The sequence below is a fragment of the Streptomyces sp. Ru72 genome (genome assembly GCF_002920635.1).
Lineage (GTDB): Bacteria > Actinomycetota > Actinomycetes > Streptomycetales > Streptomycetaceae > Streptomyces.
In genome coordinates, this window is the sequence record NZ_PQSR01000004.1 from 47,752 (window position 1) to 69,540 (window position 21,789).

The following is a 21,789-nucleotide window of genomic DNA, read 5'->3' on the forward strand; positions in this document are numbered from 1 at the left end:
CGAACTCTCGACGGGCCGAAGGAGCCTGACGGGTGCCCGCAGAGGGCCGAGCCGCGCCCCGGCTCAGCCGGTGAAGAACCTCTCGTCGAGCGCGATGGCCACCAACTGGTCCATGCTCAGAGCCGGCTGCGGTCGCGTCACCGGCCCGCTCTCGGCGTACGAGTTGACCTCCCGCACCGCCACCCGGCGGCCGTCCTTCCGCAGAGTGTCGACCAGCCACACCGCGGCCGAACCACCCTTCTCCGCATGCCCCTTGACCTTCTTCACCTTGGTGCCGTCGGCCAGGGTGACGGCCTCGCACCCAGCCGAGACCCCGGCGCACCCCATGAGGCCGGCCACGAATCTCGTCTGGTCGTACTGCACGTCGACCTCCACCATGTTCTTCCCGTGGCCGTCGTCGTAGACCAGCTGGACCAGCGCGTCGTCGGCATTCACGTCGGACACGGTCCCGCCCCGGGGCAGGTGCGACTTCAGCACCTCGGTCAGGCGCGTGCCCGGTACCCGCTTGCCTCCGGCGGAGGACGTGGCGGCGGGCGCCTCCTGCGGGGCGGGCAGCGCGGCGATCGCCGTGTTCCAGGCCGGGCTGCGCACGATGGAGGTCAGCTGGGCGATCGACAGCAGCGGGTCGGCTCCGGAGGCCGAGCCCTTCTCACCTCCGCCGCCGAACTCCTGCACCGTCAGCTGCGCCCCGTCGCGGGTGGTGTACACGACGTACCACCGTTTCTGCCCGGTGTCGCTGTTGGGGTAGGTGAACGACTTGGTGGTGCTGAGCACCCCGCCGCCCGGGAGCTTCCGGGTGGTGCACTTGTCGTACGGGCGCACCTCCACCGGAAGGCAGCCGCCCTGGCCCTGCTGTCCGGCGGCTGCGCCGGAGTCCAGCCGCGCGATGGCGATGTCGATGCCGGAGGTCCCGTCGGCGGTGGAGTAGGTGAGTCTGGCGGACGGCCAGACGACCGTATCGCCCCCCTCGGAACCCCTGCCCGAGGTGGCCAAGACGGTGCCGCCGGACGGCAGCAGGCTCTTCAGCGTGCGGACCATCTCGTCCCCGCTGATGGACGCCGGTGCCCGGGAGGGCGACTGTTCGGTGGAGTGCACGGGGCCACCCGGCCTCAACTGCTCGGGTGAGCCGCCGCCCCCACTGCCGAGGGCGTCCGTGGCCATCAGGGTGCCGCCCGCGGCGACCGCCGCGAAGGCGGCCGTGGCGGCTGCGACCTGGGTGGCGCGGATCAGCCGCATCCGCCTGCCCCTGGCGACGGAGCGCCGCACCAGGTCGGCGGAGTGGGGCGGGAACTCGCTGATGGCGCGGCTCATGGCGCGGGTCAGCCGTTCCTCGAAGTCCTCGTTGGGTGACATGGGGGTCTCCGTTCGTCTGAGGCGTCGGTCGGACCCGGGCGAGGAGCGCACCGCGCCACCGGGCCGAGCTCGTCATGCGGCCAGGTCGGCCAACTGGTCGCCGAGCAGGGCGCGCAGCCGTTGCAGGGCGCGCATGCTCTGGGCGCGCACGGCTCCCGGCGACAGCTGGAGCATCTGTGCGGTCTCCTCCACCGAGCGGTCCTCCCAGTAGCGGAGCACCAGCACGGCACGGTCCTTGGCCGTCATCCGGGCCAGGCTGTCCAGCAGGGCCATGCACAGCTCCGCGTCCTGCGCCGGGCCTGCCGCGTCGGGCAGCCGGTCGCTGGGCCGCTCGGTGGAGCTGCGTCGGCGGCGCTGGGAGAGGAAGGTCCGCACCAGCACGGTGTCGGCGTAGGCCACCGGGGAGTCCACCCGGCTGATCCGCCGCCAGGAGCGGTACATCTTGGCGAGGGTCTCCTGAACCAGGTCCTCGGCGAGGTGCCAGTCGCCCGTGAGCAGGCAGGCGGTCCGGAACAGTGGCCCGCTGCGGGCGGCTGCGAACTCCAGGTAGTCCGCGGGTGCTTCCCTCACCGTGTGTCCTTTCGTGGTCGGACGTCACCTCTTACACGCGGTGGGGGTGGTGGCGCCTTGCGGACCCGGACGGTGTTCGAGGGCGCGGTTGCGCGAGGGCCGTGCCGGGCCCCGTGGGATCGGAGGGGGGTCTTGCCGAGACTCGGGGTGCACGGAGGGCGCACCCCCGGCCGCCGGTACCGCGACGGAGGTGGGCTGCCCCCGGCGCCCGGCCGGGGGCGACGACCTCACTGCTCAAGCGGGTGCCTTCTGGGTGGGCAGCTGCTGGACCGGGTGCGGGCCACGGGCCCCCTTACTGACCCACCCTTCCGTCGACGCACTCGCGCAGCAGATCGGCGTGCCCGCAGTGACGGGCGTACTCCTCGATCCTGTGCACCATCAGCTCCCGAACCGCGATCCTTTCCTTCCCCAGGCGCTCGCCCAGGTCCGGGTGCCCGGCCAGCGCGGCGTCGGTCGCGGCCTGTTCGCGCTCCAGATCGGCGTACGCGGCGTCGACCACGGCCTGTTCGGCGACAGCTCCGTCGAAGTCCGCGTCACGCTGACCGTACAGCTTCGGGAGCGGGTCACCGTCGCTGATCCAGTTGCGCCAGTCCCGTTCCACCTCGGCGAGGTGCCGGACCAGGCCGAGCAGCGACATCGTCGACGGCGGAACCGACCGGCGGGCCAGTTGCTCCGCGTCCAGGCCCTCGCACTTCATCCGCAGGGTCATGCGGTAGTTCGCCAGGAAGTCCTGGAGCGTGGCAAGCTCGCCGTCCGGACTGGGGCCTTCGCTGTTGCGGGGGTCGTCGTCCGGATCGGCCCACATGTCGGGGTAGACGGTCGCCTGGGTCCATCGCGCGGGTTGGTCAGTCATGCTTCGCATGTTCGTCGGTGACGGCCCGGGCTCGCCACCGAGTTCCCGCTCAGGTGACGCCACGGTGGCGTCGGATCGAGACGCCCGCCTCGGATCAGCCCATGGACTTGGCGCCGTCCAGGCACTCCCGGATGATGTCGGCGTGGCCCGAGTGCTGGGCGGTCTCCGAGATGATGTGCAGCAGCACCCGGCGGGCCGACCACCGTTCGTCGGGCCGGGGCCACGGCGTTTCGGGCAGCGGCTGGGTGGCGTCCAGATCGGGCAGGCCGGCGACCAGCTCGTCGGTCCGGCGTGCCGCCTCGGCGTAGTCGGCCAGCACACCCGCCAGCGTCTCACCGGGCAGCATCCGGAAATCGTCGGCCCGGCGCGCCCAGTCGGCCTCGGTCATGGCGGTGAAGTCGCCTACCGCGGAGGGTCCTTCCAGGATGAAGGCGGCCCAGGTCCGCTCGACCGATGTGACGTGCTTGACCAGGCCGCCCAGGCACAGCTCGCTGACGGTGGTGCGGCGCCCGGCCTGCTCGTCGGTGAGCTCGCGTGTGGTCAGGCGCAGCAGGTCCCGGTGCTTGGCGAGGACCGCCAACAGGTCGGCACGCTCGCCGGTGACCGCCGGCGCGTGGGGCCGGTCGGGCGTGGTCGGCTCGTCGAAAGTCATGGTGTCCGCCTTCCTGGGTGTCCAGTGAGCCTGGAGCTCGGCGCTGCACGCGCCGGAGCGACGGTAGGCGCGATAGCGGTCTGATCCTGACCTAAATGACTGAACCAATTACCCGACCTGAATGCCTGACCTGAATGCCGGAGAGCCGCCGAGGATCACGTGGCTTCTCGCGCCGCTGAGCGAGTCGCACACCCGGCGCGGGCGGCGGGTCCGGACACGCCCACGCCTTCGAGTCGACGCGCTCCCGGCCGGAATGGCGGACATAATCGGAGTGCCCCTCCCCCGACTGACCCTGGTTGAGACCGCGTGAAGCTCGCCGAACCGCATCGACGGCTGCTGGCCGACGTCCTCGCCGTCGGTGCGCCGTACGCCCTGGCGCTCGCCGGTGGGGACGCGGTGCGGGCGCATGGGTTGGTGGACCGGCCCAGCCGCGACGTGGACGTCGCCACCGAGAGCGCCGTCCCGATGGAGCAGATCGCATCCGCCCTCAGGGCCGGGCTGGAGGAACGGGGCTGGGCCGTGCGCCCGTTGGGAACGGACCCCCTCGCCGCGCGGCTCGGCGTCACCGAGCCGTCCACCGGTGAGGAGTGCGAACTCCAGGTACTGAAGGAAGCGCTCTGGCATCCGCCGGTCGTCACCGAGTCCGGCCCGACCGTCTCCCTCGAAGACGTCGTCGGCATGAAGGTACGGGCCCTGGCGGACCGCGGTTTCGCCCGCGACCTCGTCGACGTACACGCCGCCTCCGACCGCTTCAGCCACCCGGAACTCGAGGAACTGGCCCGCCGCCACGCCGGTGACACCTTCGACCTCACCGATCTGCAGGCCCGCCTGACCGGCGCGGAGTGGCTCGACGACTCGCAGTTCGCCGCCTACGGCCTCGACGAGACCGCGATCGCCGAACTCCATCGCTGGGCCCAGCGATGGGCGGACGACATCGCGGAACGGCTCGTGGAAGGCGAGCCGCCGCAGGAGGAGTGACGCGACCCTGACCTCATCCGGGGCGGGTGATGGTGAACATGTAGCAGCCCCAGGCGACATTGCGGCTGTGGATCTGCACGACGTCCGGCTCGGCGAGCAGTGCGGCGATCACTTTTTCGGGGTTCTGGCCGTCGTGCACCGTGGTCGCGTCGTGGATCCGTCCCCGCTCGTCGTACGCCCGCAGCACCTGCGGGCGTCCGCGCCAATCCGGCGGGTAGCGGGTGACGTCGGCCGGGCCGGCGCAGGTTTCCGCATGGGCGAGTACGGCCCCGATCTCCCGGTAGGGACTGGCCGGAAGCGGTGGCTGGTGCCCGAAGAGCAGCAGCCTGTCGCCGGGCCTGGCGTCGCGCAGGCAGCACCGGAGCGGCTCGCCTCCCTCTGCGGTGATGTGCTCGGCGGGACTGCCCAGCGCGTCGACCCCACCGGCGCGGACGGTGTCCAATGCCTCAGCGGGGATCGGATGGATACGGAATGCCGCGGCCGATGTCTGAGTCACGCGTCCAGGCTCCCGGTTCCGTGTGCTGCACGCCGGCGGGTATCCGACATGGCGTCCACCAGCGCCGGGCGAGGTGGGAACCGGCTGCCCCCACCACCGTGCGCATCCACATCCGCGACTCCCGGCGCCGCCGCCCCGGTGTCACTCTCACCCTCACCCGAGGCTCCTGGGTCGGCTTCCTCGGTCTCGCGCGTCGGAGCCGGCCTCGGGCGCCGGTGCGGAAGTGGGCCGTCGGCGGCGGGTCGCCGCCAGGGTCACCGTCACCGTCAGGGATGCCGCCGCCATCAGCGTCATCGCCGGTCCGGGTGACGTCAGTTGAGCCACCGTCCCCGCCAGGGTCGCGCTCACCCCCTGCATCGTGAGCATGCCCGCGGAGTGCAGGCCGAGGGCGTGGCCGCTCAGGTCCGGTGGGGTCAGAGCCATCAGGTGCTCCTGCTGGATCAGGCTCGCCGCGAAGCCGATCGACGCCAGGGCCACGCAGGCCGCCGCCACCGGTACCGAGGGATGCAGGGCGAACAGCAGGTACGGGGCGGCGAGGACCAGCAGGAACGGAATGCCGAGGCGGCGGCGCAGCGCGGGTGGGAGCAGGCGGCCCGTCGTCACGTCACCGACGAACATGCCGAACGCCGCACACGCGAACAGCGCGCCCGCGTGCTCCGGTGCGTAGGAGACGTAGAGCGATTCGCAGCCGACCACCAGGCCGTTGGGGATCCACAGCAGGAGGTAGGTCGTGCGGCGCTCGCGCGACGACCACAGCAGCGCGTTCGTGCGCCACGTCCGCGCGACGGAGGGGCGGCCGGAGCTGCGCGGCGCCCGGCGGGACAGGCCGAAGCGGGCCGTCCCAGCCGCCGCCAGGTACAGCGCGGAGGCCGTCAGCAGCGTCGCCCGCGGGGACAGCACCGCCAGCAGGACGCCGCCCGTCGCGTAACCGGTGATCTGCATCAGGCCGCTCACCACGTTGAAGGCCGAACGGCCCAGTAGGTAGCCGTCCTTGGAGAGGATCTCGTTGAGCAGGCCCCAGCGGACTCCACCGCCGAGTGACTGGATCAGGCCGAGCACGGAGATCAGCGCGAAGATCGCCCCCACCGGCAGGCCGGGCGTCGCCATCACCGCCGTGCCGACCGCGAAGGCGCTCGCGATGCCCGCCGTCGTCGCGCGCGGAGGCAGCCGGTCGGCCGCCGACAGCAGGGTCGTGGCGCCGACGACCTGGGCGAGTTGCGGGCCGAACATGCTCACCGCGGAGAGCAGGGGCGAGTCGGTGGCCCGGTAGACCAGCGTGCCGAGCGCCAGGCCGCCGAGCGTCGAGGCGGCCGTCTGGAAGGCGGTGGACAGGAAGAGAGGGCTGAACTCCCGTGTGCGGAAGAGGTCGGCGTAGCTGCGCATGCGTGGAGTGTGGGCGGGGAGTCCCGGGTGGCCGTTATTGTTTCGCGTACGCGCGAAACCTCCGGCCGTCCCCGATGTGAAGGCGCCCATGGGTCTCTGGTACGTCAGCGCCGACACCCTCGCCGGCAGCCGGTTCCTGCTCTCGCCGCTCGCAGAGGTGTTCGCCGCTCTGAAACTGCTGCACGCCGGTACCGCCTCCCACCCCGGGGAACGCGCCTGGCTGGACGCTCACCTCCCCGCGTACCGGGCGCGGTTGGCCGCCGACCCCGTCACCGGACTGCTCGTCCGCAGCGGGCTCGGCCAGGAGTGGATCGCCGACTTCCTCACGCCCACACCCAGGGACGGGGAGACCTTCGAGGAGGGCGTGGGGCGCGTACGCTCCGCCTCTCCCGCCGACGCCCGGGCCCACCTGGCCGTGTCCCTGCGCGGACCTCTCCCCGCCGCCCTCGACCGCGACGACCTGCCCGAACGCGCGGCCGACCTGCTCACCTACGTGTGGACGCGGACCGTCCGGCCGTATTGGCACCGACGACGGCGCGTCCTGGAGGCCGATGTCGTCGCCCGGACCGCGCAGCTGAGCCGCGGCGGCTGGGCCGCCGCGCTGGACGCCCTGCGGCCGGGCCGGACCCGCTGGCTCGGCGGGAACCGGCTCCAGGTCAACCTCCACGAGTACCCGCCACGTGAGATCTCCGGCGCCCAGCTCGTCTTCGTCCCCGTCACCCCGCAGCGGGCCGGCTGGGTGTCCTGGGAGGAACCCGACCGGTACGCCCTCGTCTATCCCTGCGCGGGCGTGCTGGCGGACGGGACGCGCACGGTGGTACCGGAGAGTCTCGGCGCGCTGCTCGGGCCCGCCCGGGCCCGGGTGCTCGTACTGCTGGACTCCCCGATGAGCACCAGCCAGTTGGTCGCCGTCACCGGGCAGGGGCTCGGCTCGGTCGGGCGCCACCTCAAGGTGCTGCTGGACGGGCGGCTGGTGGAGCGGCGGCGTTCGGGACGGTCGGTGCTGTATTCGCGTACGGCCGCCGGTGAGGTACTCGTCACAGCGCAGCGGGCGTGACGGGCGCATCACCGGGTGGCGGGGCGGCGGAGTTAGCATCCGCCCATGACGACTACTGACAACGGTGCGGGTGCCTCAGTCCTCGATGTCGAGATCGGTGCGCTGCAGGGCGGTACCGCGGACCTGTCCCAGTACGCGGGCAAGGCCGTCCTGGTGGTGAACGTGGCCTCCAAGTGCGGGCTGACGCCGCAGTACGCGGGTCTGGAGCGGCTGCAGGAGCGGTACGCGCCGCTGGGCTTCACCGTGCTCGGGGTGCCCTGCAACCAGTTCCTCGGGCAGGAGCCCGGCAGCGCGGAGGAGATCGCCGAGTTCTGTTCGGCGACGTACGGCGTGACCTTCCCGATGACGGAGAAGATCGAGGTCAACGGGGAGGGACGGCACCCGCTGTACGACCGCCTGGTCGGCCACGCGGATGCCGAGGGGCACAGCGGGGACATCCGCTGGAACTTCGAGAAGTTCCTGATCGGGAAGGACGGCAAGGTCGTCGCCCGCTTCTCGCCGCAGACGGAGCCGGAGGCGGCCGAGGTCGTGGCGGCCATCGAGGCGCAGCTCGCGTAGGAGAGGGTGACCTTCCCTCGGGGCGAGGCGGTCGTACAGCCGCAGGGCCCGGGCCGACAGCCGGGTCCGCGCGGCCGACGCGCCCCTCCCAACCGCATCAGCCGGTGCCTGGGCGGCACCGGCTGAGCGGATCCAGTTCCTCTACGGGGTGCCCATCGCGGCAAGCCGGCATCCGCGCACGCTCCGCGGAGGCAACTTCACGCAGGCCAACTGCCGCATCCCCGGAGAGGATGGGCGGCCCACCGGTTGGACATTCGTATCAAAATCCCTGGCATCAACGCCTCGCAAGGGGTTTGCGAATGCATCACCCGGACAGAGGAGCGCACTTGGCCCAGGTGCTGTTTGTACCACCCGTCAGAATTCGCCATCGGTGGACTGCCGGACGAGAACAGGTGGCACAGAAGGGCGCGGCGAAGCAGAAATACCCCGTTCGGGTGATTACGACTGACAGCGTCTTGTCACCCGTTCGGAGGTGTGGGTCACTGAGAGTGTGAAACCGGCGGGCTGCCCATCCCCGTGCCGGGGGAGCGTTGAGACAGGCAGCGGCTGCCGGTTTTCTCCATGCCCATGGGAACGGCACAGGCTACCGTGCGCTCGGCCCTGTGAGTCGGCGCGACTCTCTGTCCGTGCACCCCGGTCCCGGCAGCATTCCGGAGCCGACTTCTCCCACGTCTGAAGTGCCCGAAAGGGCTGACGGCGCTCGTTTGCTGGCGGCTCTGCCTCTGCGAAGGGGCGGACGGCGACTGGCCATTCCACCGGTTCCTCGCAGGTCCCCATCAGAGAGCAAGGAGTATCGGCATGCCCATCTCTCCGAATCAGGGTTCCACCGGCGGAGGAACGCTGGTGACCATCACCGGAACCAACCTCGCCAACACCAGCGCGGTGACGTTCGGCACCAGGCAGGCGACGAACGTCACCAATGTCTCACCGACCCAGGTGACCGCGGTCTCCCCTTCGGGGACCGGCACGGTCGGGGTCACCGTGACCACCCCGGGAGGGACGAGCAACCCGGTGCCGTTCTTCTACGTCGGCGCCCCGTTCAAGTCCTCGCTGAGCTCCAGCTCCGGACCGCTGGCCGGTGGGAACTCCATCACCGTCCGCGGCGCCGGCCTCTCGACAGCGACCAGCGTGTCCTTCGGGGGGGTCACCGCGACCCCGACCGTGAACTCCGACAGTTCCCTCAGCGTGGTCGTACCGGCGGGCGCTGCGGCCGGACCGGTGGCGGTGAGCGTGACGACCGCCGGCGGCACCAACAACGGACTGTCCTACACCTACGTCGACGACCCCACGATCGGAACCATCAACCCCAACTCGGGGTCGACCTCCGGCGGAACGGCGGTGACCATCACCGGCACCAACCTGGACAGCACCACCTCGGTCACCTTCGGTGGTAATGCGGCACCGTTCTCCGCCATCAGCCCCACCACCCTGTCCGCGGTCACCCCGCCCGGTACGGCCGGTGCCGTCGACGTCGTGGTGACCAACCCCTCCGGGGCCGCAACCGCGGCCGGCGGCTTCACCTACGTCACCGGCCCCGGCATCTGATCCGGCAGCCCGGCACGGGGAGACACCCGACAGCCGCCCGGGTGGCAGTTCCCCTCCCCCGGGCGGCTACCGCCCGCCATCAGCATCTGTGGCTGATCCGATCTGTATGCGGATTCGTCCGCAGCATCGCGTGAAGGAGTTCAGTGATGGCCGCCCCTGTCGTCTCCTCGGTCAGTCCCAGCCAGGGGCCGCTGGCCGGCGGGACCACCGTCACGGTGACCGGTACCGGCTTCACCGGCGCGACAGCCGTCCAGTTCGGCAGTAGTGCCGCCGCCTCGTTCACCGTCCTGAGCAGCACCCAGATCAGCGCGGTGACGCCTGCCGGCTCCGGCACGGTCAACGTCGCCGTCACCACAAGCCAGGGCACCAGCACGCAGTCCGTTTCCTACACCTATGTCGCGGCCCCCTCCGTGTCGTCTCTGGCGCCCGGTCAGGGCCCGACCTCGGGGGGAACGTCGGTGACGCTGACAGGCACCGGTTTCACCGGCGCCGGCGCGGTCCGCTTCGACGCGACCCCGGCGGCATCGTTCGCCGTTTTCTCCGCCACACGGATCATCGCGGTGACCCCTGTCCACCCGGCTGGTGCCGCGGCGGTCACGGTGACCACACCCGGCGGCACCAGCAGCCCGGACGATCCCAACACCTACTTCTACTACGCCGCACTGCCGTCCCTGACCGACGTCGCGCCCCCATCCGGGGCCTCAGCCGGCGGCACCCTGACGACACTGACCGGCAACGGACTCGTCGGCGCCACGGCGGTCCGCTTCGACACGACCCCGGCGGCATCGTTCACCGTCGTCTCCGCCACACAGATCACCGCCGTGACCCCTGCCCACGCAGCCGGTGCCGCGGCGGTCACGGTGACCACCCCCGGCGGCACCAGCAACCCTGTGAGCTACGTCTACCTCGACGCCCCCACTCTGGTCTCCCTGGCACCGGACCGGGGGCCCACATACGCGGGAACCGCCGTCACGCTGACCGGGACGAATCTCGCCGCGACCACTGGCGTACGGTTCGGCACCACCGCCGCCTCCTTCACCGTGCTCTCTCCCACCAGCATCACCGCTGTCGCCCCCACGGGAGCCGCCGGAGCAGTCGCCGTCACGGTTCTCACCCCCGCCGGCGTCAGCAACGGGCTGACCTACACCCGCTTCGCAGGCCCCGCCGTCTGACCTGCGGGCAGCTGCCGCAGGCAGGAAGCGAAGTAAATGTCTGCGGTATTGCCGGGCGGTCACGGCGCGCAATAGGCAAACGCAGTGATGGAATAGCTCTGGGTGGCAGAGATGTTATGGAATTCCACTGTCCAGCTGTCACCCTTGGTCGCGGTCTGACTTTGGTAGCTGTTTACAGGGATGACCTCATCGCCCCCGAGCCAACCACCGGAAATGGCCTTCTTACCGGTCCCACAGGCGGAGACCAAGGTCGACGTCTCCCTAGGCAGCAGCGTCACACCTGCTTCGGGTCCCTGGGAGACGCTGGCGGTGCCAGGGGACCCCTGTGGCCCGGTGTCGCCTTGTGGTCCGGCAGGTCCGGTGTCGCCCTGCGGTCCCGCAGGTCCGATGTCACCTTTCGGCCCCGCAGGTCCGGTCTGGCCCTGCGGTCCGGCAGGACCGGCATCACCCTTCGGCCCCGCAGGTCCGGTCTGGCCCTGCGGTCCGGCAGGACCGGCATCACCTTTGGGCCCCGCAGGACCTGCATCACCCTTCGGCCCCGCAGGGCCTTGGGGCCCGGTGGGTCCTGGCGGCCCTGACGGCCCTGGGAGCTCCGGCTCCCCGCACAGCGGCACGGAGCTCGAGACTCTGACGTAACGGGCAGCCACCCAGCCCGAGCGGTCGGCAAGCCTGTACCACCACCTCGTGTCTCTGCCGGCACTCTCGCCCGGTGACTCGCATGAGATGTCGATCCGTGCCCCGCGGGGATATCTACCCAACTCGGCGGACTCTGGCATCGGTCTGGCGCGGATGCTCAATCCACCCCTTGCGGTGACAGTCCCGCGAATGGCCGCACGAAGGGCGTTCCGCTCTGTCTGCGAGGCAGCAACCTTTGAGCTCACCGTGTCCGTCGGCCCCCGAACCGCCGATACGGGGACCTGTAACTGATGCGCGGCGCCGATGCCCATTGCTGCCAGAACCAGCGACGAGATCACAATCTTTCTCATCGGTAACCGTCACGCCTTCCACTGCCTGTCCGCGATTAAGTGAGATGAGAAGATCAAAGCGCAATTGCCGTCGGCAAAGCCGGTATGACACGGACGAAACGACGCCCCTCGGACACCTCACCGACGCGAGGGGGGCAGAGCGCGAAGAGCTGAGCCGGGGTGCGGCGGCCGGGCACGGGGCCGGAGTCCCCCACACCGACCCGCCCGGCAACCCGCAGCCAGTGCCTCGACCGCCGGCCGGCTGATCGTGGCCCGGTCCTCAGCCGTCCGACGACTGGTCGTCCTCCTTCAGTTCCTCCGGGCACGCGGTCCCTCGCGGCAGCTGATACGGCGCCGCCAGACGGTAGGTGCCCGGCCGGGGTGCCAGGAGTTCTGTCCACTTGTCGCCCCAGATGTCCTCGGGGGCTTCCATCAGGCAGCCGTTGACGTTGTCGTACGTCTTCGGGGTGCCCTGGGGGCGGTGTTTGGAGGCATCCGTCTCCTGCGGCGGCTTCACGCCCTTGCCCTCGGTGTCGACCAGGCCCAGCCATGGCGAGTACGGGACGCGGATGAGGACGCGGCCCGCCTTCTTCACCTGGATCGTCAACTCGCCCTGTTCCGCCCGGTCGACCACCGCCGGTGGATCCGCCAGCGGGGTCGGGTCCGTCACCGCGAACAGCTGCCAGTTGGCGTCGCCCCAGATCTGCTTCAGGTACGGCATGCCGCGCTGCACGAGCTCGCGTTCGCGTTCGCCGCCGTCGCCGTCGGGCTCGCCCTTCGGCAGCACCACGTAGTGCACGGCCCAGCGCTGCAGCCAGGCGTGGTAGTTCGCCGAGTTCAGCGTGTCGTCGTAGAAGAGCGGGTTGCGTTCCATGTCGGCCTGGCGGTTCCAGCCGCGGGCCAGGTTGACGTATGGCGCCAGCGCGGAGGCCTCGCGGTGCGAGCGCGCCGGGACCACCTCTACGCGGCCCTTCTCCGCGCCGACCACCTGGAGCTGGTGGACCAGCGGCGCCAGCTCGTGCGCCCAGGACGCCGCCGGAGTGGTGTGGATGATGTCGTCGACCGTCTTGACGCCGATCCAGACGACGAAGCCGGTGAGCGCCACCACGACGGCGTACCACTTCCGGCTGCGCGGCACCGTGAACGGCAGCGCCGCGACCAGCGCCACCCCCGCGAACAGCATCGCCAGGCGCGTGATGTTGGAACCGATCTGGGAGCTGATCAGCCAGACGAGCAGGACGGACAGCCCGTACACCGCCGCCGTGATCCGTACCGTCCGCCACTCCTTCGGCACCACGACCCATACCAGGGCCGAGAAGAGGAAGGGCAGGATCGTCGACGCCCAGGTCATCGGTTGGGTGCCGGAGAACGGGAACAGCCACGCGGACAGGGCCACCACGGCCGTGGGGGCCAGGCCCAGCGCCCACGCGCCGGGGCGGCGCTTCTGCAGGAACAGCGCCACCGCGACCAGGCCCACGAACAGGCCCGCCACCGGGGACGACATCGTGGCCAGCGCGGCCAGCGACGCCGCGGACAGCGCCTTCGCCCAGCGTTTGTGACGCCAGCGGTAAGGCCAGCAGAACACGGCCGCCGTCGCGCCCAGCGCGAACACCATGCCGAGGCCGAATGTGACGCGGCCCGAGATGGCGTTGCACAGGAGTCCGAACACCCCGGCGAGGGCCGGCCACCACGGCTCGCGGACGGCACGGCTGCGGATGAGGATCAGCGTCAGCAGGCCGGCCGAGGCCGTCCCGGCGATCATCATCGTCGTACGGACGCCGAGCACCGACATCAGGTACGGCGACACGACGCTGTACGACACCGGGTGCATGCCCCCGTACCAGGCGAGGTTGTACGCCGAGTCGGGGTGCCGGCCGACGAACTCCGCCCACGCGTCCTGCGCCGCGAGGTCCCCGCCACTGTTCGCGAAGGTGAAGAACCAGATGAGGTGCAGCACTCCGGCGAGGACCGTGACGGCGAGGGCGGGATGGCGACGGGCCAGGTCGGCCGCGCGGGAGGAGCCCAGACGGGCGGCCAGGGCGCGGAGGGGTCCCGATGCCTTCGGAGCGTCCTGGACGGGAGGCTGGGGGTCGGTGGCCGGGGCTGCGGGAACCGGGGGCGCCGGGGTCGGGACCGGGGCCTGGGGAACCTGTCGGGCCGGTGGGTCAGAGGTGGGTGCGCCCAGCGGTATTCGCGGTCCCGGTGAGCCGTCCGGGTGGTGTTCCCGGTCGGCGTCGTCGGCGTGTGTCGGCTCCGCTGTGGCCACCTGAAGGCACTCCCCGTGTCCCGTCTTCCGTTCTCGGTCGCGTCCCGTTCGCTCCCGCTTCACCGGCCGCGTCTCCGCGACCGGCGACCTGTCCCGATTCGTGACGCTAGCACGCACCCCGCCGAGGGGCCCCGGGGTGGGGCTCCGCGGCGGGGTGTGCGGGGTGCCGCTGTGTACCGGGGCGCCCGGTTCAGCCGAGGCGGGTCAGTTTGTCCTTGAAGCCCGGCTCGGCCAGGTCCTTCTGGAGAGCGACCGGGACCGTCACCGCGTGACTGGAACCATCGCCGACCGTGAGCTTGCCGACGACCTTGCCGGCCTTCGCCTCGTGCGGAACCGCCGTGCCGTCGTCACCGATCGACAGCTTGGTCCTCAGGCCCGGCCAGCCGACCGCCGTCAGGGTCTCGGTGGCCACCACCGGCGTCCTCCCGCCGAGCTGGTCGTCCACGTACCCGACGACTTCACCCTTCTTCACCACGATGGCGGCCGTCAGGCTCTGCTGGACGGTGTTGATCAGTTTCTGGCTGTCGGTCAGCGCGAGTTGCAGGCTGTCCCAGACGCGGCCGGTGTGGGCGTCCTGGTTGAGGACGGCGCCGTAGACCGTCCGCGTCTTGCCGTCGACCACCTTGGTCGCCGCCCACACCAGGTTGCCGCCGGCCGGGGTCGACGAACCGGTCTTCAGACCGATCACGCCGACCTGCCTCACCAGCAGGTCGTTGTTGTTGTATATCGGCTTGTCCAGGCCGGGGATGTCCGCCTTGGCCATCGCGACGATGCTGCGGAACACCTCGTTCTGCATGACCGCCTTCGCCAGCTTCAACTGGTCGACGGCCGTGCTCACGGTCGTCTTGTCCAGGCCGCTCGGGTCCGTGTACGTCGTGTGGGTCATGCCCAGCTTCTTCGCGGCGGCGTTCATCTTGCCGACGAAGGTCTGGTTGTCGGAGTCCCAGCGGGCCAGCAGCCGCGCGACGTTGTTCCCCGACGGGATCATCAGCATCTGCAGCATCTGCCGCTCGGTGAACTTCTGGCCCTTCTTCATGGCCGCCGTCGACTCGTCCTCCTTCTTCGAGTCGTCCTCGGCCTGCTGGTCGGCGGTGATGGTCGGGCCGCCCTGGTTCCCCGTGAGCGGGTGCCCCTGGAGCGTGACGTACGCCGTCATGATCTTGGCAACGCTCGCGATCGGCTTCGGGCTCTGCTGACCCTCGGTGCCGATCACGCCCACGCCCTCGACCTCTATGGCCGACTGGCCCTGGCCCGGCCAGGGCAGGTCGAGCTTCCCGCCCTTGAAGGTGTACGTTTCGCCGGCCGTCAGCACGAGGGCCGGGGCCGGCAGCGGACGGACGATCTGCGCGATCGCAAAGATGATCAGGAGCAGAACGACCAGTGGCGACCAGATCTTGATGCGCCGCACAACGGTGCGGACCGGAGTCTCCGGGGGCGGCGGGGTGTTGGTCAGCTCAGCGAGCAGATCCAGCGGCGGCTTGGGCGGGATCGGCTGCTGGGCGGTGCGCTCGGGTCCGACCTGGGGCATGGCGGTGGTCGCGTCGGCGGGGCCCGCGGCGGACTTCGGCCCCGTGGAGGCCGACTGCGCGGGTTTGGCCTGCGAACGACCGGCCGGCGCGGGTCCGGGGTCGTCCAGCGACTTCAACGGGACGAACTTGCTGGTGCGTTCGGCGTCGGACTCGGGCTTGTCCGACTTGGCCGACCTGTCCACCCAAGAAGGGCCGGACCTCTCGGAGGGCTTGGCGTCGCCCACCTTGAGCATGGTGGTGGGCTGGTCGACGGCGGGCGGCCGCACGGCCTTGAAGACGGCGGTGGGCTGGTCTATGGGAGGTTCGGGGTCCTTCTTGTCGTCCGAGTCGGAGTCGGACATGGGCCCGGAGTCGGACATGGGCCCGGAGTCGGAGTCGCCCTCTGCCTCCGATTCCTTCCCTTCTTCCTCTTCGCCCTCTTCTTCAGCCTCTTCGTCGTCTTGCTTCTTTTCCTGCCCTGGCCGCTCTCCTTCGGACTCGGAGAGGTCTTCGGGCCCGCTCTCGGCTTCGGAGGTCGCAGGCTCGGCGTCGCCGGCGTCGGTGTCGTCGGTGTCGCCCTCTTCGGCGGCCCCCTCGGCCTCCGGCTCCCCTTCGGGAGCGTCGACGTCGGAAGACCCGCCCTGGGGCTCCTCCGGCGACTCCCGCTCGGGCTCCGCCCCGGCCTCCGCCCCGGACTTCTCCTCGACCGCGTCCTCCTCGGCGCTCCGCACCCAAGAGGCCAGCGCCGCACGCTCCCGCGCCTCGCCGTCGACCCCCTCGGCACCGGAGTCCGCCGTGTCCGCGGGACCCGTGCCCTCCTCGGTCTCCTCGGCCTCCTCAACAGCCGTACCGGCGGAGCCTCCTCGCAGCGACTTGGTCGAGATCACCGTCGTAGCCTGGTCGACCCGCACCTTCTCGCCGGTCAGCGCGAGCCTCGGGTCGCGTCCGGCCTTGGCCGGCCCCGGAACCGGAGCCCCGCTCCCCGACGTCGTCTCCGCCGACGACCCCTGCTGCTTCGACCTGTCGGGGGACTCGCCCGCCACCGATGCCTCCTCCGTGCGCCGCGCACCCACGTGCGCGCCTTGCCCAACCGTGAACCGCCGCCCGGACACCGCTGCCCGAACCATGTACCAGTGTCCTGTGTGAGGGATTGACCCCTGCGCTAGACGAGAACGACATACCTACCGGTTCCACTACATTCCGGTCACGCACCCTCGACAGACCAATGTGAGAGGGGTCACCCTGTCTCTCATCCACGCGGGGAGGCATGGATGGGCAGGAGCCGCAGAACACTTCCGGAGGAGCTTCTGCTGCTGGCACTGGACCCGGCCACGGGTACCACTGCGCAGCCGCAGTCGCTCGACCTCGGTCTGGCCGGAGCACAGCTAGTGGAGCTGGCGCTGGCCGGACGGATAGCCCCAGACGGGGATCGTATCGCCGTGGTGGTGCCACGGCCGACTGGAGATCCGACTTTGGACTGTGCTTTGGAGTTGCTGCGCAGGCGCGGCGCCCCGGTACGGGCGGTCCACTGGATCGGCGGGCCCCGTCTCGGGCTCCGCCAGACCTACCTCTCGCATCTGGAACGGTGCGGCATGGTCCACGCCGTGCCCGGCCAGATGTGCGGGGTGTTGCCGACGACTCGGTACCAGGCGACCGACACCGCCATCAGCCGGGAGATCAGGTCCCGGCTGGATTCCGCGATCCGTACCGGCGTTCCGCCGGACCCGCGGACCGCGGCGCTTGCCGCACTGGCCCACGCGGTCGGTCTCGGCAAGCACCTGTACCCGGGCAACGAGGGCCGCTCGTCCCGTTCCCGGCTGCGGGATCTGATCAGGCACGACCCCATGGGCGGCCTCGTGGCGCACGCCGTGATGGACGTCCAGAACGGCGCGGGCGCACAGCCGCGCCGCAACCCGGCCGCCGGCGCCAGGTCCGCGGCGGAACCCGTCCGCGGTGTTCCGATGCAGCCACGCCACGGATCCATGGCGCGCGTCGTCGCCCACTGAGCCGAGGCCCCACGGCTCAGCGGCACGACGGCACGCCCCCTGCCGAACCAGCGGAATCGGTACGGCAGGACAGCGGGACCGCAGTGTGCGGCGCCCGCAAGCAGTCCCCGAGACCCGTTCGGGAGCCGCCCGGCCGCGCGGGGTGGTAAGACCGTACGTCCTTATGCGACGACACGGCCTCACCGCCCCGCGCGGCCGCATGCGTACGCCCCCACCTGCCAAGGGGGTCACCGCGTACGGGATTCCGTACGAGGGGCGCCGGACTGTTCGATATCCGCGGTGCCGTGGGCCCCAGTTCGGACCAAGAGCCGCCCAATGGGCCCGCGGTCGCCGCATATCCGCGGTTTCCCAGCGGTAGGAAGCACCTTGGTGGCAATCTGCTCAGCAGCAGATACGCAAAGTAGAGGCACGCAGCCGGAGGTGCACGTCCGTGGCGTCGAATGTCAATCCCACCGTCCGGCGGCGCCGGCTGGGCCAGGAACTGCGCCGGCTCCGGGAGCTCAAGGGCATGACCGCCGAAGAGGTGGCCGAGCGGCTGCTGGTGTCGCAGTCGAAGATCAGCCGTCTGGAGAACGGCCGCCGCAGCATCAGCCCGCGTGACGTCCGGGACCTGTGCGGAGTCTACGAGGTCGAGGACCAGCGTGTCGTCGAATCGCTGATGGAGATGGCCCGCGACTCCCGCCAGCAGGGCTGGTGGCACGCGTTCGGGGACATCCCCTACAGCGTCTACATCGGCCTCGAGACCGATGCGGAGTCGCTGCGCGTCTACGAGCCTCAGATCATCACCGGCCTGCTGCAGACCCGTTCGTACGCCGAGGCGCTCATCCAGGGCGCGCTGCCCGAGACGTCGCCGGCCGACATCGACAAGCGCGTCCAGGTGCGGATGCGCCGCCAGGAACGTATCTCCGCCGAGAACAACCCGCTGCGCCTGTGGGTGGTGCTGGACGAGGCGGCGCTGCGCCGGCGCGTGGGCGACAACATGGTGATGCGGGAGCAGTTGGAGCACCTGGCGGAGATGTCCCGGCTGCCACACGTCACCGTGCAGGTGCTGCCGTTCGAGGTGGGGGCGCATCCCGGTGTCAACGGCCACTACGCGATCCTGGAGTTCGCGGACGCGGCCGACTCGAGCGTGGTGTACCTCGAGGGCGTCACCAGCGACCTGTACCTGGAGAAGGCGCAGGACGTGCAGAAGTACGCCGTGATGTACGAGCACCTGCGGGCACAGGCCCTCAATGTGGAGCAGTCCCGCAAGTTCATCGAGGACGCGGCCAAGAGCTACGCCTCCTGAGCCAACGGGCCAGCGAGCGGCGGATCTTACACCCGTGGATAATCCCGGCGTAAGACCCCGCTGGAATATGCCACCCGGTCGAGTGAACGGCCCCTCCGGACAGGGATGTTGCCGAGTAGCGTCGATCACGCCACCAGTCAACAAGTTGGCGCGATTCGCATCGCGGAATCCGTAAGGGGCCCGCGGTGCGGTCACAGCAACTCAGCAACTCGCTACCGGAGTGAACATGGCTGTTCTTCAGGGGGCCACGGCAACGTGGACCAAGTCGTCGTACTCGGCCGGAAACGGCGCCTGCGTCGAGGTCAAGTCGCCCCTTCCTTCGGCGCTGATGGTCCGCGACTCGAAGGTCACCGAAGGGCCCGTCCTGGCCTTCCCCGCCGACGCCTGGAACACGTTCGTGGCGTCGATCAAGTAGTGCCGAGCGGCACCACCACGCCCACGACAGAGCCCTCTCGACTGGCCCGCCGTCCCGGCCGAGGGGGCTGCGTTCTTCGGCGGCCCGGTTCGCCTCCGGGGCGCGTCAGTCGGTTCCGCGGAGCCGATCCACGTACCGGTCCGTCCCCGGCACCGTGGGAATGAACGGCGCGACCAGCTCCACCCTGCCCAGGCCGCTCTCCGCGACGGCCCCGTCCAGTCCCGTCGCCGTCGTGCGCGACGGCGGCAACGCCGTGCTCGGGGCGCGTACGGAGGCGCACCTCGCCAAGACCGCCGTCGCGCTCGACCCGGACGGCGCGCACACGGCGTACCGGGCGACCGACATCACCGACGAGACGCAGTGCGAGGCGCTCGCGGCGCTCGCGGTGGAGCGGTTCGGGAGGATCGACGCGGTGGTCCACGTCGCGGCCTGGGACAGCTACTTCGGCGGCCTCCAGGACGCGGATTTCGCCACCTGGCAGTCGGTCATCGACGTGAACCTGCTCGGGACGCTGCGGATGACACGGGCCTGCCTGCCGAGTCTGAGGACGTGCGGCGGCTCGGTCGTCTTCATCGGCACACAGAGTCGTCGGTGGCCGCGCCCTCCCAGGTGCGGCAGGCGGCGTACGCGGCGTCGAAGGGGGCGCTGACCAGCGCGATGTACTCGCTGGCACGGGAACTCGGCCCGTACCGGATCCGGGTCAACACGGTTCTGCCCGGCTGGATGTGGGGGCCGCCCGTCGAGGCGTACGTGCGTTTCACCGCCCACACCGAGGGCGTGCCGGAGGCGGAGGTGAGAAAGCGCCTCACCGACCGCATGGCGCTGCCGGACCTGGCCACGGACGGCGACGTGGCGGACGCGGCGGTGTTCCTGGCCTCCGACCGGGCGCGCGCGATCACGGGCCAGTCCCTGCTGGTGAACGCGGGTGAGCTGATGCGATGACCCGCGGCTTCGAGCAGTGAGCTGAACGGGCATGTACGCACCCGGCCGGTAATAGCCCTTGTCGGCCATGTACATGAACAGCTCTCAGCCAACAGAACGATTTTGCCTTCCCTTGACCAGTACGCCGGTTGTCGTGCTCATGCGCCGGAACCCACCATGAGCGGGCAGTTCGGCAGGGAGGGAGGGGCACATGAACGGGTTCGACTGGGCCGTCCTGGTCGCGTACTTCGGCGTGATGACCGCGATCGGCGTCTGGTCCCACAAACGCGTGGACGACGTCAGCGACTTCTTCACCGCGGGCGGCAGGATGCCGTGGTGGCTGTCCGGCATCTCGCACCACATGTCCGGCTACAGCGCGGTGATGTTCACGGGGTACGCCGGCATCGCCTACACCTACGGCATCACCTCCTACGTCACCTGGGCCCTGCCCATCGCCATCGGCGTGCTGATCGGCGCCAAGCTGTTCGCGCCCCGCCTGAACCGGCTGCGTTCACGGCTGCGCGTGGCCTCGCCGCTGGAGTATCTGAAGGACCGCTACAACGTGCCCACGCAGCAGGCGCTGGCCTGGTCCGGCATCCTGCTGAAGATCGTGGACGTGGGCGCGAAGTGGGCGGCGATCGCCACGCTGCTGAGCGTCTTCACCGGAGTGACGATCACCCAGGGCATCATCATCACCGGTGGCATCACGGCGGTGTACTGCACGATCGGCGGTCTGTGGGCGGACGCGCTGACCGAACTGGGCCAGTTCGTCATCCAGTTGCTGGCGGGTCTGGCCATGCTCGTCATCGCGCTGCACAAGATCTCCGAGCAGGGCGGTCTGTCGAAGGCGCTGGACTCGCCGAAGCTGGACGGTCACGGGCACGGGTTCGCGGGGCCCTACATGACGGTCTTCTTCATCTCCTACCTGTTCATCAAGCTGTTCGAGTACAACGGCGGCATGTGGAACCAGGCCCAGCGCTACATGGCGACGGGCAGCGCGAGGCAGGCGACCCGGTCCGCTCTGCTGTCGGCGGGCCTGTGGTTCGTCTGGCCGGTCATCCTCTTCATCCCGATGTGGCTCTCCCCTCTCCTGGTCACCGCGAAGAAGCCGGACGGCTCGGACGCGTACGGCCTGATGACCGAACAGCTGTTGCCGCACGGGCTGCTGGGCCTGGTCGTCGTGGGCTTCTTCTCACACACGATGGCCATGTGCTCCTCCGACGCCAACGCGATCGCGGCCGTGTTCACGCGGGACGTGGTGCCGGTGCTGTCGAAGGCGGCGCGCTCGTGGAACACGCGGACGGGCCTGATCGCGGGCCGCGTGACGACGGTCGCGTTCCTCGGCCTGTCGATGGCGGTGGCGACGCAGGTCAACTCGCCCACCTTCAAGGACATCATCACGGTCGTCATCAAGTGGGTGGCCGGCCTGATGGGTCCGATCGCGATCCCGTTCATCCTCGGTCTGCTGCGCCCGTTCCGTAAGTCGGGCCCGACGGCGGCGCTCGTCAGCTGGGGCGCGGGTCTGCTGGCGTTCTTCTTCGTCAACTACAACCTGGACTTCTCCCAGCGCACGGACGTGAAGCTGGAGTACCAGGTGGCGCTGCCGATGGTGATCTCGCTGGTCCTTTACGTCCTGATCGGGCTGGTGAAACCGGAGGACACGCCCGAGCGTGACTCGATCATCGAGAAGATCAACACCGACGACGACGGGGCGGCGGTGCCGGTGCCGACTCCGGGTACCGCCAGCCCGTCCGGGGTCTGAGCGCCAGGACGCCGCGGCCGACGGGGTCCTGAGCCGGAGCC

The 21,789-nt window shown here is 70.3% G+C and carries 17 protein-coding genes and 1 pseudogene; 10 read left to right on the top strand and 8 right to left on the bottom strand.

Annotated features, from left to right (window positions below; all coding sequences use genetic code 11):
- Window positions 1-63: 63 nt before the first annotated feature.
- The 4 genes from C3488_RS03160 to C3488_RS03175 form a co-directional block, all read right to left on the bottom strand.
- On the bottom strand, window positions 64-1,353 hold the full coding sequence (locus C3488_RS03160) for a hypothetical protein (protein WP_103837740.1): 1,290 nt from the start codon (window positions 1,351-1,353) through the stop codon (window positions 64-66).
- Between the two features lie 72 nt (window positions 1,354-1,425).
- Window positions 1,426-1,923: a SigE family RNA polymerase sigma factor gene (locus C3488_RS03165; RefSeq protein ID WP_103837741.1), complete on the bottom strand. Its 498-nt coding sequence runs from the start codon at window positions 1,921-1,923 to the stop codon at window positions 1,426-1,428.
- A gap of 292 nt (window positions 1,924-2,215) precedes the next feature.
- Window positions 2,216-2,785 (bottom strand): DinB family protein, encoded by a 570-nt coding sequence (locus C3488_RS03170; RefSeq protein ID WP_103837742.1) that lies wholly within the window; start codon window positions 2,783-2,785, stop codon window positions 2,216-2,218.
- An 85-nt stretch (window positions 2,786-2,870) separates the two neighbouring features.
- Entirely contained in the window at window positions 2,871-3,428 is a 558-nt protein-coding gene (locus C3488_RS03175; RefSeq protein WP_103837743.1) for a DinB family protein, read from the bottom strand.
- A 306-nt stretch (window positions 3,429-3,734) separates the two neighbouring features.
- Here C3488_RS03175 and C3488_RS03180 point away from each other — a divergent pair, with 306 nt between their 5' ends.
- Entirely contained in the window at window positions 3,735-4,406 is a 672-nt protein-coding gene (locus tag C3488_RS03180) for a nucleotidyl transferase AbiEii/AbiGii toxin family protein (RefSeq protein ID WP_103837744.1), read from the top strand.
- Between the two features lie 13 nt (window positions 4,407-4,419).
- Here the strand turns inward: C3488_RS03180 and C3488_RS03185 are convergent, their stop codons facing one another.
- Both C3488_RS03185 and C3488_RS03190 read right to left on the bottom strand, forming a co-directional pair.
- Window positions 4,420-4,902 (bottom strand): DUF1203 domain-containing protein, encoded by a 483-nt coding sequence (locus tag C3488_RS03185; RefSeq protein WP_103837745.1) that lies wholly within the window; start codon window positions 4,900-4,902, stop codon window positions 4,420-4,422.
- Between the two features lie 153 nt (window positions 4,903-5,055).
- Window positions 5,056-6,285: an MFS transporter gene (locus C3488_RS03190; protein ID WP_103837746.1), complete on the bottom strand. Its 1,230-nt coding sequence runs from the start codon at window positions 6,283-6,285 to the stop codon at window positions 5,056-5,058.
- Between the two features lie 88 nt (window positions 6,286-6,373).
- Between C3488_RS03190 and C3488_RS03195 the strand changes: the two genes are divergently transcribed.
- The 4 genes from C3488_RS03195 to C3488_RS03210 all read left to right on the top strand — a co-directional run bounded on the left by C3488_RS03195 (window position 6,374) and on the right by C3488_RS03210 (window position 10,617).
- The gene (locus C3488_RS03195; RefSeq protein ID WP_103837747.1) at window positions 6,374-7,342 is read left to right on the top strand and encodes a winged helix-turn-helix domain-containing protein; all 969 of its coding nucleotides are present in this window, start codon (window positions 6,374-6,376) and stop codon (window positions 7,340-7,342) included.
- 45 nt (window positions 7,343-7,387) lie between these two features.
- Window positions 7,388-7,900: a glutathione peroxidase gene (locus tag C3488_RS03200; protein WP_103837748.1), complete on the top strand. Its 513-nt coding sequence runs from the start codon at window positions 7,388-7,390 to the stop codon at window positions 7,898-7,900.
- A 798-nt stretch (window positions 7,901-8,698) separates the two neighbouring features.
- Window positions 8,699-9,445, top strand: coding sequence for an IPT/TIG domain-containing protein (locus C3488_RS03205; RefSeq protein WP_103837749.1), 747 nt, complete (start codon window positions 8,699-8,701; stop codon window positions 9,443-9,445).
- A gap of 146 nt (window positions 9,446-9,591) precedes the next feature.
- Complete coding sequence (locus tag C3488_RS03210) at window positions 9,592-10,617, top strand: IPT/TIG domain-containing protein (RefSeq protein ID WP_103837750.1); 1,026 nt, start codon at window positions 9,592-9,594, stop codon at window positions 10,615-10,617.
- A gap of 1,245 nt (window positions 10,618-11,862) precedes the next feature.
- On the opposite strand, the gene C3488_RS03220 is transcribed toward C3488_RS03210, so the two are convergent.
- Window positions 11,863-13,848, bottom strand: a complete 1,986-nt coding sequence (locus C3488_RS03220; RefSeq protein WP_258053267.1) for an MFS transporter — start codon at window positions 13,846-13,848, stop codon at window positions 11,863-11,865.
- A gap of 190 nt (window positions 13,849-14,038) precedes the next feature.
- The gene (locus C3488_RS03225; protein ID WP_258053268.1) at window positions 14,039-16,429 is read right to left on the bottom strand and encodes a D-alanyl-D-alanine carboxypeptidase family protein; all 2,391 of its coding nucleotides are present in this window, start codon (window positions 16,427-16,429) and stop codon (window positions 14,039-14,041) included.
- Between the two features lie 198 nt (window positions 16,430-16,627).
- On the opposite strand from C3488_RS03225, the gene C3488_RS03230 reads away from it, so the two are divergent.
- The 5 genes and pseudogenes from C3488_RS03230 (at window position 16,628) to C3488_RS03250 (ending at window position 21,748) form a co-directional block, all read left to right on the top strand.
- The gene (locus C3488_RS03230) at window positions 16,628-17,362 is read left to right on the top strand and encodes a GPP34 family phosphoprotein (protein WP_103837754.1); all 735 of its coding nucleotides are present in this window, start codon (window positions 16,628-16,630) and stop codon (window positions 17,360-17,362) included.
- Between the two features lie 430 nt (window positions 17,363-17,792).
- Complete coding sequence (locus C3488_RS03235) at window positions 17,793-18,650, top strand: helix-turn-helix transcriptional regulator (RefSeq protein WP_103837755.1); 858 nt, start codon at window positions 17,793-17,795, stop codon at window positions 18,648-18,650.
- Between the two features lie 226 nt (window positions 18,651-18,876).
- Complete coding sequence (locus C3488_RS03240) at window positions 18,877-19,065, top strand: DUF397 domain-containing protein (RefSeq protein WP_103837756.1); 189 nt, start codon at window positions 18,877-18,879, stop codon at window positions 19,063-19,065.
- Between the two features lie 226 nt (window positions 19,066-19,291).
- Window positions 19,292-20,007, top strand: a pseudogene (locus C3488_RS03245) (SDR family oxidoreductase); the annotation flags it as partial.
- 190 nt (window positions 20,008-20,197) lie between these two features.
- Entirely contained in the window at window positions 20,198-21,748 is a 1,551-nt protein-coding gene (locus C3488_RS03250) for a sodium:solute symporter family protein (RefSeq protein ID WP_103837757.1), read from the top strand.
- The last annotated feature ends 41 nt before the right edge of the window (window positions 21,749-21,789 follow it).

What these genes read in the sequence shown, in the direction of transcription:
- C3488_RS03190 (WP_103837746.1), bottom strand. Translation starts at nt 6,285, where the DNA reads ATGCGCAGCTACGCCGACCTCTTCCGCACACGGGAGTTCAGCCCTCTC.
- C3488_RS03240 (WP_103837756.1), top strand. Translation starts at nt 18,877, where the DNA reads ATGGCTGTTCTTCAGGGGGCCACGGCAACGTGGACCAAGTCGTCGTAC.
- C3488_RS03230 (WP_103837754.1), top strand. Translation starts at nt 16,628, where the DNA reads ATGGGCAGGAGCCGCAGAACACTTCCGGAGGAGCTTCTGCTGCTGGCA.
- C3488_RS03250 (WP_103837757.1), top strand. Translation starts at nt 20,198, where the DNA reads ATGAACGGGTTCGACTGGGCCGTCCTGGTCGCGTACTTCGGCGTGATG.
- C3488_RS03170 (WP_103837742.1), bottom strand. Translation starts at nt 2,785, where the DNA reads ATGCGAAGCATGACTGACCAACCCGCGCGATGGACCCAGGCGACCGTC.
- C3488_RS03160 (WP_103837740.1), bottom strand. Translation starts at nt 1,353, where the DNA reads ATGTCACCCAACGAGGACTTCGAGGAACGGCTGACCCGCGCCATGAGC.
- C3488_RS03205 (WP_103837749.1), top strand. Translation starts at nt 8,699, where the DNA reads ATGCCCATCTCTCCGAATCAGGGTTCCACCGGCGGAGGAACGCTGGTG.
- C3488_RS03210 (WP_103837750.1), top strand. Translation starts at nt 9,592, where the DNA reads ATGGCCGCCCCTGTCGTCTCCTCGGTCAGTCCCAGCCAGGGGCCGCTG.
- C3488_RS03195 (WP_103837747.1), top strand. Translation starts at nt 6,374, where the DNA reads ATGGGTCTCTGGTACGTCAGCGCCGACACCCTCGCCGGCAGCCGGTTC.
- C3488_RS03175 (WP_103837743.1), bottom strand. Translation starts at nt 3,428, where the DNA reads ATGACTTTCGACGAGCCGACCACGCCCGACCGGCCCCACGCGCCGGCG.
- C3488_RS03200 (WP_103837748.1), top strand. Translation starts at nt 7,388, where the DNA reads ATGACGACTACTGACAACGGTGCGGGTGCCTCAGTCCTCGATGTCGAG.